This is a genomic window from Halorussus halobius (assembly GCF_004765805.1).
In the GTDB taxonomy this organism is placed as follows: Archaea; Halobacteriota; Halobacteria; order Halobacteriales; family Haladaptataceae; genus Halorussus; species Halorussus halobius.
Window position 1 is genome coordinate 35,022 of sequence record NZ_SBIU01000004.1, and the last position, 13,200, is coordinate 48,221.

12 protein-coding genes and 1 tRNA gene are annotated in these 13,200 nt (G+C 65.9%); 8 read left to right on the forward strand and 5 right to left on the reverse strand.

All coding sequences use genetic code 11. The annotated features are described in order from the left end of the window. Window positions 1–178 precede the first annotated feature (178 nt). The 4 genes from EPL03_RS12090 to EPL03_RS12105 form a co-directional block, all read right to left on the reverse strand. The gene (locus tag EPL03_RS12090; RefSeq protein WP_135829602.1) at window positions 179–1,054 is read right to left on the reverse strand and encodes a hypothetical protein; all 876 of its coding nucleotides are present in this window, start codon (window positions 1,052–1,054) and stop codon (window positions 179–181) included. Next, window positions 1,055–2,011: a winged helix-turn-helix transcriptional regulator gene (locus EPL03_RS12095; protein WP_135829603.1), complete on the reverse strand. Its 957-nt coding sequence runs from the start codon at window positions 2,009–2,011 to the stop codon at window positions 1,055–1,057. A 244-nt stretch (window positions 2,012–2,255) separates the two neighbouring features. After that, window positions 2,256–2,329: transfer RNA gene (locus EPL03_RS12100), tRNA-Phe, on the reverse strand. Between the two features lie 233 nt (window positions 2,330–2,562). Next, entirely contained in the window at window positions 2,563–3,156 is a 594-nt protein-coding gene (locus EPL03_RS12105; RefSeq protein ID WP_135829604.1) for a hypothetical protein, read from the reverse strand. A 255-nt stretch (window positions 3,157–3,411) separates the two neighbouring features. Here EPL03_RS12105 and EPL03_RS12110 point away from each other — a divergent pair, with 255 nt between their 5' ends. Both EPL03_RS12110 and EPL03_RS12115 read left to right on the forward strand, forming a co-directional pair. Beyond that, on the forward strand, window positions 3,412–5,412 hold the full coding sequence (locus EPL03_RS12110; RefSeq protein WP_135829605.1) for a DUF460 domain-containing protein: 2,001 nt from the start codon (window positions 3,412–3,414) through the stop codon (window positions 5,410–5,412). Window positions 5,413–5,524: 112 nt separating this feature from the next. Continuing rightward, on the forward strand, window positions 5,525–6,520 hold the full coding sequence (locus EPL03_RS12115) for a tyrosine--tRNA ligase (RefSeq protein WP_135829606.1): 996 nt from the start codon (window positions 5,525–5,527) through the stop codon (window positions 6,518–6,520). A 101-nt stretch (window positions 6,521–6,621) separates the two neighbouring features. On the opposite strand, the gene EPL03_RS12120 is transcribed toward EPL03_RS12115, so the two are convergent. After that, on the reverse strand, window positions 6,622–6,825 hold the full coding sequence (locus tag EPL03_RS12120; RefSeq protein WP_135829607.1) for a DUF7470 family protein: 204 nt from the start codon (window positions 6,823–6,825) through the stop codon (window positions 6,622–6,624). A 139-nt stretch (window positions 6,826–6,964) separates the two neighbouring features. Between EPL03_RS12120 and eif1A the strand changes: the two genes are divergently transcribed. From eif1A to EPL03_RS12150, 6 genes are all read left to right on the forward strand, one after another. Further along, the gene (eif1A, locus tag EPL03_RS12125) at window positions 6,965–7,255 is read left to right on the forward strand and encodes a translation initiation factor eIF-1A (RefSeq protein ID WP_135829608.1); all 291 of its coding nucleotides are present in this window, start codon (window positions 6,965–6,967) and stop codon (window positions 7,253–7,255) included. A gap of 460 nt (window positions 7,256–7,715) precedes the next feature. After that, entirely contained in the window at window positions 7,716–8,594 is an 879-nt protein-coding gene (gene rio1, locus EPL03_RS12130) for a serine/threonine-protein kinase Rio1 (protein ID WP_135829609.1), read from the forward strand. A 90-nt stretch (window positions 8,595–8,684) separates the two neighbouring features. After that, window positions 8,685–9,401, forward strand: a complete 717-nt coding sequence (locus EPL03_RS12135) for a CPBP family intramembrane glutamic endopeptidase (RefSeq protein WP_135829610.1) — start codon at window positions 8,685–8,687, stop codon at window positions 9,399–9,401. 218 nt (window positions 9,402–9,619) lie between these two features. Next, a complete protein-coding gene (locus EPL03_RS12140; RefSeq protein ID WP_135829611.1) occupies window positions 9,620–10,816 on the forward strand; it encodes a tryptophan--tRNA ligase in 1,197 nt (398 codons plus the stop codon). Between the two features lie 77 nt (window positions 10,817–10,893). After that, window positions 10,894–11,442 (forward strand): KH domain-containing protein, encoded by a 549-nt coding sequence (locus EPL03_RS12145; protein WP_135829612.1) that lies wholly within the window; start codon window positions 10,894–10,896, stop codon window positions 11,440–11,442. 302 nt (window positions 11,443–11,744) lie between these two features. Continuing rightward, entirely contained in the window at window positions 11,745–13,193 is a 1,449-nt protein-coding gene (locus tag EPL03_RS12150) for an extracellular solute-binding protein (protein WP_135829613.1), read from the forward strand. The last annotated feature ends 7 nt before the right edge of the window (window positions 13,194–13,200 follow it).

Consider the following 13,200-nt stretch of genomic DNA (forward strand, 5'->3'; position numbering starts at 1 on the left):
GCTATCAGTACCTCGATATCGGATCTCCGCTGGGAGTACTAACGTTCGGCAGAATGTACGTACACACGTACTTGTGGACGTACACATGGATGTACACAAGTACGTACCCAGAGACGTACTGCCGAACGCTTGCCATCCTCATCCCAGTGCCGTCACTGAGAGATTCGAAAGCACCGAGTTAGTTGGACGAGGGGTGAACAGTATCCCCTTCTCGGTCAAGAATTTCCTTTTCGACGAGACGATCGATCCCAGCAGACACCGCCTCCTCGTCGCCAACGGAGAGCTCTCGGATGTTCGAAAGAACACGTTCGCTGATCGCGCGTGGACTCCGAAGACCCTCATCGACCGCTTCCAAGATACCGTACTCAACTTCGAATTCGGTTGCGAACTCCGACACGCGATCCGTAAACGAGGATGGCAGCCCGGAAAGCGACTGTACAGCCACCTCGATAGTAAATAACGGGTGAGATTGATTACGGATATGCGTCGCTTCAATTGACCCCGTATTGAACGGGCGCTGTTCCTCAATCTCGTTGAGGATCTCCTCGTAGGCGAGTCCACGCTGCGCGTACGTCCGCATATCCTCAATGTCGCGTCGTCTGCCAGCCCCTAAGTCGCCACCGGACACTGCCTTCAACAAGAACAAATCCTCATCAGCGAGCACGTACGCCGTTGCATACTCCCCTGTCCAGAACTCGTCCGCCCGGTCGTGCATGCTCTCTGTGATCCAGACTTTCCCGACAACCTGTTGCTCGAACAAGTCAACCCGAAACCCGCGGCCAGGATGGTAGAGCTCAACCGTTTTTCCAACCCCTTCGAATGACGCGGTCGGCTCACCCGTCACCTGAAACCCTTGTTCTCGAAGGGCGTGATAGACGTGTTCGAATTCGGTTGGCACGCCGAGAGCCAAGTCGATATCTTCGGTTTGGTCTTTCAGCCCGCGAACTGTCATTGCAGACCCGCCAAGGAGGTACACGTCCACCGATTCTGAGAGCCACTCGTCAAACTCGGCAAGAAACGTCTTGATGGCCTCCTCGCCACTAAAGACGGTCATTTATACGACACCATACTGATCTTTCAGCGCCGCATATTCTTGAGCACTCGGCAAGGGACTTCCCGCCTCCATCTCATCGGCGGCGTCAGTGCCTTCGTCTATAAGACGATACATCCGGGGTATCATTGAGTCCAGACCGTACCAAGTCGCAGTCTCGGTGAGTGTTTCCTGTTCGATTCGTTCCTGTTCGATGAGCAGCATCGCGTAGCTCACGCGTCGGGAGTCAGTGTTGAGGACGAGCGTATGGCAAACGATGTCTGCAAGGGTGAGATCGTCGTCTGGCGCGTACCAGAAGGCGGGTTCTCCTGCAAGGAAGAACTGCAGGCCGTACGCCTGGAATTCCGCTAATCCAGTCACGTCCCAGTCGTCGGCGTTCTGGAGTTTCTCCGCGTCTTCGGAGGTTTGTACTTGGACGAGCGCGCGTTTCGGGTCACACCACGCAATTGTGGCACTGGGCGCGAGTCGCCGAACACGGTTGCGGTGGCCATGCCTGACGACGGTGTTGGCGAATTCGAGTAAGGGGTGAAGGTCGTCGGCGAGTGCGTACTCTGGGCCGGCGGGAGCGAGCATCGCTCGGTTCTTCAACGGGGATAACGCCTTGTGGACAGCCTGTCGCGTAATTCCTAATCGGTCAGCGATCGTGGTGATGCGGCGTGGTTCATCAAGGTACCAGCAGACCTGTATCGTGGCCGGTGAGAGGAGGTCCGCCCAGTCCACGTGCCCGAGGTTCGATGTTAGGTCCCGGTACGCTTCGACAATCGGGTCGTCAGAGGCGCGCAGGACACGCTGGTTGTGCTGCGCTCGGGACTCGTCCAGTACCCCTTTGTCGAGTAAGTCGTCAACGACGCGGTAGACCTGCTTGCGACTATACCCGGTTTCTGCGGCCAGCTCTTGTGCGGTTGCGTCCGCCCCGGAACTCAGCACGTCTAGAATAGCGAGCCCGGCCTTCGTAAGCATCCTTGTAAACTATATTGTCTTAACAGTTAAAAGAGTTTCCGCATTTTAGTTTACAACCAGCCTCTATACCGTCGGAATCCCCCGGGTGAAGGATTGTGACTTCCAGCCTCTTCTCAGTTGGAACACAGACGAGAATCCGCGCGGGACGCGAAGAGTACCGAGTCGAGTTTAACGAATTGGTCGTGAGGGAATCCGAGGGGGTCGCCCACGCACCGCTCCGTGGGCATTTGAACCGTGAGTATGATGCCGCCTCCCGGATTTGAACCGGGGACAGCTCGATCTTCAGTCGAGTGCTCTCCCAGTCTGAGCTAAGGCGGCGCACTCGGAACGTGGCCCAAGATAGAGAAAAGCGTTTCGAAGTCCACCACGGCGCGGGGCAATTTCTTTGGTCCTCGGCAACGGACCACAATCCATGGGCGACCCCGCGTGTTATCTGGAGTTCTGTTCGGAGTGCGACGCGCAGGTGACCGTCGCCGACGAGGAGTGTCCGGACTGCGGCGCGTCGCTGGGCTGATTCGGCGTCCCGCCGACCGACGCGGCGGAATCGCTGGCTACGCGACCTGCCGGCGGTCCTCGAACCGGACGACGCCGTCGGGCGACCGGACCAGCGTGACGATGGTGACGTAGCCGTCGTTGCCCTGAATCGTCGCCGCCTCGCCGAGTCCGAGAGTCACCTGCCGCGTGGAGGTGTAGGTCTCGCCCCCGGCGAGTCGACTCACCGTCTCGTTGCCCCGCCAGAGCAAGTCGTCCTCAGCGTAGATAGCCGTCGTTACCCGGACGTCCTCGCGGGGCTCGGAGCCCTCGTTCGACAGTCGAGCCGTCACGTTCCGGCAGGTGGTGCCACAGGACTCGACGCGCTGGATGGCGAAGTCGTACCGCGAGTCCGACCCGGGCGTCCGCGTCTCGGCGTCGCCCGCCGGCGCGTCGTCCGCGGTCCCCGTGCCGTCGGTCCCGGCACCCGCGCGGCCGTCGGTCGTCGCGTCGCTCCGGCCGGCCGTCGGCGTCGAATCGGCCGCGCCGGAAGCCGAATCGCGGTCGGCGAGCCCCGAGAGGAAGTCCCCAGCGGCGGGTCCACCGACGAGCACGAGCCCGGCGACTGCGGCGAGGACGACGAGCGCCCTCGCCCGCGAGCGACGACCGGTCACCGGTTCCCTCCGGGAGGCGCGGGTCGATACATGGCGTGGCGTTCCCCACGGGGTAGTATAGAAGCAATGATTTACGGCTACGCTTTGAAACACCTCGCCGGCGCGAGCTCGACTGGCCGAGAGGGCCCGAACGTCGGTGTGACGGCGCGTCCGACGCCGATCCCCACGACGGGACGAGGGAGAATCGCGCGACGACGCCGACGTCGAGCGTCGACCCGCGCCGGATTTATATCCGCCCGAACCCTACGCCAGCGCGTGAACGCCCGCACGAGTGCGCTCGACACGCTCGTCTTCGGCGTGGACGTCCAGAGCGGGGACGTTCGCGGCGACGCACCTTCCTACGCGCTCGTCGCCTTCGACGGCGAGAACCTCGACCGGGACGTGGTCTCCCACCGGAAGCTCCGTCGGCTCGTCGAACGCGAGGAGCCCGCGCTGGTGGCGACCGACAACATGTACGAACTCGCGCCCGACAAGGACGCGCTCGTCGGATTCTTGGGCGACCTCCCCGACGGGACCCGACTGGTGCAAGTGACGGGAGCCGAACAGCCCGAACCCCTCTCGCGGGTCGCCTCGCGCCACGGCGTCCCCTACGGCAAGAAGCCGATGAAGGAAGCGGAGGCCGCGGCGCGACTCGCGGCCGCCAACGTCGGCTACGAGGTGTCGGCGTTCACCGACACCACCGAAATCAAGGTCTCTCGGGGGCGCTCGACCGGTAAGGGCGGGTGGAGCGAGGACCGCTACACCCGGCGCATCCACGGCGCGGTCCGCAAGCGCGCCCGCGAGGTCGAGTCCGAACTCGACGGCGCGAACCTCGACTACGAGAGAGAGGCCACCGAGAAGTACGGCGGGCTCTCGAACGCCGTCTTCGAGGTCGAGGCCCGCCCGGAGGACCTCCCGGTGTCGAACGAACGTTCTGGCGACGTCCGAGTCGAGGTCGAGCGCGACCGCCGGGACGGCATCGAGTTCGAACCGCTCGCGAAGCGTCGCGACCACGTCCTCGTCGGCATCGACCCCGGCACGACCACCGCGGTCGCGGTGGCCGACCTCGACGGCGAGGTCCTCGACGTGCTCAGCACCCGGACCGCCGACACCGCCGAGGTCATCGAGTGGATAATCGAGCGCGGGCGACCCGTCGTCGTGGCCGCCGACGTCGAACCGATGCCCGAGACCGTCGAGAAGATACGCCGGAGCTTCGACGCCGCCGGCTGGACGCCGGCGTCGGACCTGCCGGTCGACGAGAAGCTCCACCGGACCCGAGAGTACGACGACGACAACGACCACGAGCGCGACGCGATGGCGGCCGCCCTCTACGCGTTCGACGACCACGCCGACCAGTTCGACCGCATCGCCGAGAAGGTGCCGCCGAACGTCGACCTCGGGGAGGTCATCGCGCGCGTGGTCGCGGGCGGCGACAGCGTCGAGACCGCGCTCGCGGCACTCGCCGAGGACGACGAGTCCGACGACGAGGAGACCGAGCATACGCCGCGGGAACTCACCGCCGAGGAGAAGCGCATCAAGCAACTGGAGTCCCAGGTCGAGCGACTGGAGGACCACGTCGCGGACCTCGAAGACACCATCGAGCGCAAGGAGGGCCGCATCGGCCAACTGGAGGGCGACCTCGACGCCGCCCGCAGCGAGGAGCGCAAGGACGTGCGCGAGCGCCGGGAGGTCTCCCGACTCGAACGCGAGAACGGCCGGCTCGAACGCGAACTCGACGAGCGCGACGAGCGCATCGAGGAGTTGGAAGGCAAGCTCGAACGCCTCAAGGAGTTGTGGAAGCTCGACCACTCGAACTTCGCCGACGTGGCCGAGAAGAAGGCCGGGCTCGTCCCGGTCAAGCCCGTCGAGAAGTTCACCAAGGGGGCCATCGAGTCCGCTCACGACCGGTTCGGCCTCGCGGCCGACGACGTGGTGTACCTCCGGGACGCCTCGGGCGCGGGCCGGTCGACCGCCGAGCGGCTCGCCGAGGTCGACCCCAAGGTGGTGCTGACCGGGGACGGCGGCCTCTCGGACGCCGCCGACCGAGTGCTGTTCGAAGAGGAGGTCCCGGTCGGTCCCGCCGACGACGTGACCATCCAGGAGGTCGACGAACTCGCGGTGACCCGCGAGCGCGAGGTCGAGGCCGTCGTCGACGACTGGGCCGACCGGGCGGCGGAGCGCCGCAAGGAGCGGAAGGCCGAGGAACTCGACCGACTCATCAGCGAGCACCGCGCCGAGCGCACGTACGGGTCGGAGGCCAGCGGGCAGAGCCCGTAGGGTGTTCGCGCGTTCGCGTCCGGACGAACAGAGCCAGCGCCGCGGACGGGCGTTTTCGACACGCTGGCACGGTCCCGGAACGCTAAAGCCGGGCGCGGGCCACGTCTGGCGTATGGACGCCTACGAACGCATCACGCGGAACGCCGAGGAGGTCGTCACCGACGAGGAGGTGCAGGCCCTCGCCGAGGACCCGGCGGGCAAGCGCGTCTACGTCGGCTACGAGCCCTCGGGCGTGCTCCACGTCGGCCACATGCTCGCCGCGAACAAACTCATCGACCTGCAGGAGGCGGGCATGGAGGTCGTCGTCCTGCTCGCGGACGTCCACGCCTACCTCAACGGGAAGGGGACGTTCGAGGAGATAGAGGAGACCGCCGAGAAGATGCGCCAGCAGTTCCTCGCGTACGGCCTCGACGAGGACAGGACCGAGTTCGTCTACGGGTCGTCGTACCAGCTCGACGACGACTACGCGCTCGACCTCCACGAACTGGAGCTCGACACCACGCTCAACCGCGCCCAGCGCGCGATGGCCGAGATTCAGGGCGACGAGACCGCGAAGGTCAGCCACGTGGTCTACCCCCTGATGCAGGCGCTCGACATCGAGTACCTCGACCTCGACCTGGCGGTCGGCGGGATGGACCAGCGGAAGGTCCACATGCTCATGCGCGAGGAGCTTCCGGAGATCGGCTACGACGCCCGGCCGGTGCTGCACACGCCCATCATCGCGGACCTCGGCACGGGCGCTGGCAAGATGTCGAGCAGTTCGGGCGTCACCATCTCGATGGAGGACACCACCGAGGACATCGAGGAGAAGGTCAATTCGGCGTTCTGCCCGCCGACTCGCGACCCCGACCCCGACGACGAGGGCAACGAGCGCGAGAACCCGGTCCTCGAAATCTTCCAGTACCACGTGTTCCCGCGGTTCGAGACGGTCGTGGTCGAGCGCCCCGACGAGTACGGCGGCGACCTCGAATACGACGACTACGAGTCGCTCGCGACCGACCTCGAAAGCGGTGAACTCCACCCCGCCGACGCCAAGTCGGCGCTGGCCGACTACCTCGACCGGTTGATAGCGCCGGGCCGCGAGAAGTTGCAGGAACTGGAAGCATAGCGCGCTCCCCGTCGCTCTCGACGACCGACGGTCTCGACGCGGGTCGGTCGTCGGTCCTCAACGGGCCGGCGGCTCTTCCGCGGCCCCAGAAACGTCGTGGCTCACTCGAAGCCGCCGCCCATCATCCCGCCCATGCCGAAACTCGCCAGCAGTCCCGAGACCAGTCCCCACGCCACGAGGACGACTCCGAGCACGACCAGTCCGATGCCGGCCGCGATGAGCAGGTTCTGAAGTGCGATGACCGCGATACCGCCGAGCAACACGAGTATCCCGACGATGCCTTTCGCGCCGAGTTTGTCTATCATATCACGCGGTCCGCCCGGCGGGAACTTAAAGGCCGCTGCTCCGCCGGCGTCGGTCACTGGCGGCGTCGGACCGCCTCGCTCCGCGGGACCGAGACGGAGCCTCGCAGGAATTAAACGTCCCCGATTCCAAACCGGAGGTATGAGTGACAACGACGGCGGACGGCGGAAGAACCTCCGCATGCCCGACGACGACGAGGTGTTCGCCACCGTCACTAACATGCTCGGTGCGAACCGGGTGAAGGTGCGATGCGCCGACGGCACGGAACGCACGGCCCGGATTCCCGGCAAGATGCAAAAGCGCATCTGGATACGCGAGGACGACGTCGTGCTGGTCGAACCGTGGGACTGGCAGGACGAGAAGGCCGACGTCAAGTGGCGCTACGACAAGCAGGAGGCCGACCAGTTGCGCGAGGAAGGCCACATTCAATAGAACCTTTTGCTGCGGCGGCGCACGAGAGCGCCGCCCTTGCAAAACGTTCATGAAAACCACGGCGTCACCCCCTCCGTCGGAGGCGACGCGGCGAAGCCGCGTCGCTCCTCCGTCGAGGGTTCCTTGGGCCGCTCACTCCTCCCTTCGGTCGTCGCTCGCGGGACGACTGCCGGTGCGCTACGTGGACGACTGCCGGTGCGCTACGTGGACGACTGCCGGTGCGCTACGTGGACGGTGTCGGTGGGCGCTTTCCGGTGGAACGGTTCACCGAGCGCTTTCCGGTGGAACGGTTCACCGGCACGAAATCCGCCTCGCGGGCGCGCTCGCGGTCGCGTGCGACCGCGAGCGCGCGAGCAAGATATCGAAAACGCCTCCCGAGGCCCTCCCCCATCGGAACGCCTCGGCGACTCCGACCTCCGAGGCCCATCCTTTTATCGCTGGCCGCGCTAGGCCGGGGTAGATGACCGAGGAGTACGACCTGCTCGAACCCGACAACGTGGAGGGCGTCGGCGACGAGTGGGAGGAGATAGACGTCTCCGACACGGCGGCCGACGAGGTCCAGCGCCAGCGCGACCGGGAGTTCGACGAGTTCCGCGAGCGACTCAAGAACACCGAGCAGTTCAAGGTCGAGCAGTCGGTGTTCGACGACGCTACGCTGGCGGCGCTGTACAAGCTGGTCCAGGACGGCTACGTGGAGGCGTTCGGCGGCCCCATCTCCTCGGGCAAGGAAGCGAACGTGTATCTCGCGCTCGGCGGCGAGGAGTCCCGCGACGACGGCCACGGCGAGGTCGCGGTGAAGGTGTACCGCATCAACGCCTCGGACTTCCGGGACATGCGCGAGTACCTCGTCGGCGACCCCCGCTTCGAGGAGCTGTCGGGCGACAAGAAGCGCGTCGTCCTCGCGTGGACCCGCAAGGAGTTCGCCAACCTCAAGCGCGCCCAGAAGGCCGGCGTCCGGGTACCCGACCCCGTCGCGGTCGAGCGCAACGTGCTGGTCATGGAGTTTCTCGGCACCGACGGCGACCGCGCGCCCACGCTCGACGACGCCCACCTCGAAAACCCCGAGACGGCGTTCGAGGTGGTACGGGAGTACATGCGCCGGCTCTACGACGCCGGACTCGTTCACGGCGACCTCAGCGAGTACAACATCGTGGTCCACGACGGCGAACTCTGCATCATCGACCTCGGCCAGGCGGTCACGATTCACCACCCCAACAGCGACGAGTTCCTGACCCGCGACTGCGCCAACGTCGCGGCCTTCTTCGGTCGACAGGGGATGGACGTGCGCGGCGACGACCTGGAAGCGTGGATTCGCGACCGTGCGGACCCCGACAGGTGAGCGAAGCAACCGTACTTGAATGTTCCGCCGAGTCGAGCCTCCAGCGACTGCGCGTCCGGGTTTACCTCCGCGAAGCGTGACGCGTCCGTCATGGCTCGCAAGGAGTCTCGGACCTCGCTCGGAACGGTCGCGCCCGAATTGCCGACGGCCGTGGGACTGGCAGTCGCACTCGTCGGTTCGACACTGCTGGCGCTGTCGCTGGGCGCGCTCGCCGAACCGCTCGGACTCGGGACCGGATTCGCGGCCGGGGTCGTCCGCGAAATCGCCGCGAAGTGGGCCGTGTTCGCGGCGCTGTTGGGCGTCGTCTGCTACTGGGAGCGCCGGGGGCTGGCGTCGCTGGGCGTCGCGCGGATGGGCTGGCGTGACGTCGCAGGGGCGATACTGGTCTTCGTGCTCGGTGCGTTCAGTTTCGTCGTCACGACGCCGCTGGTCGAGTCGCTGGGGTTAGAGTCGACCGTGACGGGCATCGAGACGCTTGCGGGCCTCTCGCTGGAGCTGGTGGTCGCGCTGTCGCTCACGGCCGCCGTGACCGAGGAGGTGTTCTACCGAGCGTATCCGATAGAGCGCCTGACCGAACTGACCGGCACCGTCTGGGCCGGTGCCGGTCTCACCTTCCTGCTGTTCTCGCTGCTCCACGTCCCGTTCTGGGGGCTCGGCGGCGCGATACAGATCGGCGTGGACGCACTGTTGCTCACGCTGCTGTACGTCTGGCGGCGGAACCTCGGCGCGTGCATCCTCGCCCACGCGCTCAACGACGTCTACGCGTTCGTGGTGATTCCGCGATTCCTGCTGGAGTACGTCGGGTGAGCCGTCGGCGGTCGTCGAAACGCTCAAATCCGTGCGGGCAGTACGAGTGCGTGATGCAGTCCGCTCTCCGAAGCTGGCACTGGCGGTCGCCCGGAGAGCGGACAGTGTCGTGACCGAGGCCCACCGGCTTCACCGGGCGGTCGAGGTGGCGGCGCTCACTCGCTTTTTCGCGCACCGACGTCCGAGCGACAGCCACCACGACGAACTCACACGACGCCATGCCAGAACGCACTACCCCCGGCGACACCGACGCAGCGACCGACGAATCGAACTTCACCGTCACCCCTTACGCGGTCGAGGGCGAGGTCGACTACCGCGAACTCCTCGACCGCTTCGGTGCGGCGGAACTGACCGACGACCAGCTCGCTCGCCTCCCCGACCACCCGATGGTCCGGCGGCGGGCGTACTACGCGGGCCGGGACGTAGACCGGTTCCTGTCGGCGGTCGAGGACGGCGGGACCGTCTCGCTCGTGACCGGAATCGGTCCCTCGGGACCGATGCATCTCGGTCACCTCCCGCAGTTCTACTTCGCCAAGCGATTGCAGGACCGAACCGGCGCGCACGTCTACGTCCCCCTGTCGGACGACGAGAAGTACCTCTCCAAAGAACTCCCGTTCGCGGCGGTCGGCGAGCACGCCCGCGACAATCTCCGGGACCTCCTCGCGGTGGGGTTCGACCCCGAGCGAACCCGAATCATGCTCGACACCGCCGACGCGGACGTGGTGTACCCCCTCGCGGTCCAGTTCGCCGAACGGGTCACTCAGTCGACGGTGGAGGCGATATATGGCCGCCCGGACAACGTCGGGCTGTCGTTCTACCCGGCCGTCCAGATCGCTCACCTCCTGCTCCCGCAGGTGGTCCACGGGCGACACGCCAGCGTGGTCCCCATCGCGGTCGACCAGGACCCCCACGTCAGGCTCGCCCGCGACGTGGCCGCCAAGGAGGCATTCGACGTGGACAAGCCCGCCGCGCTACTGAGCAAGTTCCTCCCGACGCTCGGCGGACCGGGCAAGATGAGCAGTTCCGACGACGTGCCCGCCATCAACCTCACCGACGACCGCGAGACGGTCGAGCGGAAGGTCCAGCAGTACGCCTACTCCGGCGGGCGGTCGAGCGTCGAGGCGCACCGCGAGCACGGCGGCGACCCCGAGGCGGACGTGGCCTACCAGCTACTCGCCTTTCTCTTCGAGGACGACGACGCGACCCTCGACAGGCTCGCCCGGGAGTATCGGTCGGGCGACCTTCTCAGCGGGGAGCTCAAGGCCTACGCCGCCGAGAGAATCTCCGACTTCCTCGACGCCCACCAGCGGCGACGCGAGGCGCTCGGCGACCTCGAAGCCGAACTGGAGCCGTACCGGCTGACCGAGGACGAACGGGCGCGAGCGCGACCACAAGGAGCAGGTGGATTCGTCTGACCCGGTTCCAACGCGGAAACTCGAACGCGTCCCCTCGGGACGAAGCCTTGAAACGCTCCGAGCGAGTAGGCTCGGCCATGCAACACGTGAAGATTCCGCAGGACCGCATCGGCGTTCTCATCGGCGAGGGCGGTGAGACGTTGCGCGAGATAGAGAGTCGCGCGGAGGTGCGACTCGACGTCGACTCCGAGAACGGGAAGGTCGAGGTCGAGCAGACCGGCGACCCCGTTCGCGGCCTGAAGGGGCCCGAAATCGTGAAGGCCATCGGTCGCGGGTTCCCGCCCGAGGAAGCCCTCTCGCTGCTCGACGACGACATGATGATGTTCGACCTCATCGACGTCGACGCCGCCGCCCGGAACAAGAACGACCTCGAGCGCCAGAAGGGCCGGCTCATCGGCGAGAACGGCCGGACGCGCGAACTCATGGAGGAGTTGACGGGCGCGAGCGTCGTCATCTACGGCACCACGATGGGCATCATCGGCACGCCCAAGCAGGTCGACGTGGTCCGCAGCGCGGCCGAGATGATTCTCGACGGCGCGCCCCACGGCTCGGTGTACTCGTTCCTCGAACGCAAGCGCAACGAGATGAAGCGCCAGGGCATGGAGTTCCACCAGTTCCCGGGGTGACCGGCCCGCCCCGCCAGCTTGCCGCCGCCCACCCGCCGTGGTGACCCAAAAGCGGTCATCGCCAGCGATAGCGGTTCCCCTGCGATACCCGGCCGCGACCTCCGCTCGGGCCACGCCCCGAATCATAAACTATAATATTTAGTCCGAGAATAACTTAGTACCATCTCTAAACACCCTCAATATATTTAAATCTATATATCAATCACGCGGTTATGTCGAGTATCCATCGCTCCGGTCCCGTCCGAACCCCCACGTATCATTCATATTAAGACGTTTATTATCACTTCCCCCGAGAACAACCGATGGCACACGACTCAGAGCGTCTGTCAGACCTGCTATCGCGTCGCAAGTTCCTCGTGGCGTCGGGCGCGGCGGGAGCAGTCGGACTGGCCGGTTGTTCGTCGGGCGGCGACGGCGGGGCTGCGACCACCGCGGACGACGGCGGAGACAGCGCCGACGGAAGCGATACCGGCGGCGACGGGAGCGACGGCGACAGTGGCACGGACGGCGACAGCGGCGCGGGCGGCGACACCGCGCTGTCGGTCTGGTACTCTATCGGCGGTGACAAGGGCGACCTCGTCGCGACGCTGGCGGAGGAGTACGGCGAGGAGACCGACGGAGTGACCCTCAGTGCCTCCCACGAGGGGTCCTACGGCGAGACATTCGACGCCGCACTCCGAGGCATCCGGAACAACGACCCGCCCGCGCTCGCGCACCTCAACGCGGTCCACACCGTCCCGACGTACAACTCCGGGTCGTTCCAGCCCATCCAGTCGATAATCGACGACGTGAACCCGGACGACTACATCGGGGCCGCGCTGGACTACTACCGGGTCGGCGACGACGACCAGTTCATGGCGCTGCCGTTCAACGCCTCCTCGCCCGTGCTGATGTACAACAAGGACGCCTTCGCGGACGCCGGACTCGACCCCGAAGGCGAGGACTACGAGCCGACCTTCTCGGCGTTCCGGAACGTCTGCGAGGCCATCGTGGACGACGCCGGGTTCGACGCCGGAGCCACGTGGGGCAACATCACGTGGTTCGTCGAGAACTGGTTCGCCCTCCAGAACCAGCCGTTCGTCAACAACGAGAACGGTCGCGCCGAGGCCCCGACCGAGGTCAACCTCGACTCCGAGGCCGCCGAGCGGTTCTACACGTGGTGGATGGACCTCTACGCCGACGACCTCTACCAGCTTTCGAGCGGGTGGGGCGACGCCCGGCAGGCGTTCGTCAACCAGGACGCCGCGATGCTCATCGACTCCTCGTCGAACATCGTCGCGCAGCGTCAGGCCGCCGAGGAGGCGGGCTACGAGATGGGGCTGTTGGAGGTCCCCTCCGCGGAGAACACGTGGGCCGGCGCGCTCATCGGCGGCGGCGCGATGTTCGTGCCGCGGGGCATCGACGAGCAGACCGCGACCGCGGCCGGGGAGTTCGCGAAGTGGATCGCGAGCCCCGAACAGCAGGCCCGCTGGCACAAGGGCACCGGTTACTACCCGGTCCACAAGGACAGCATCGAACTGCTCGAGGAGGACGGCTGGTTCGAGGAACAGGACGGCATGCGACTCGCCATGGACCAGTTGCTCGACTCGGAGGACACGCCGGCCACCAGGGGCGCGCTCATCGAGGACCACGGACAGGTCAGGGACCTCCTGAGCAACGGTGCCGACCGGATGTTCGACGGTGAGGACGTCTCCACGGTTCTCTCGGACGTCAAGACCGAAGTCGACGACCTCCTCGCACGCTCGGCGTAATTCTTCC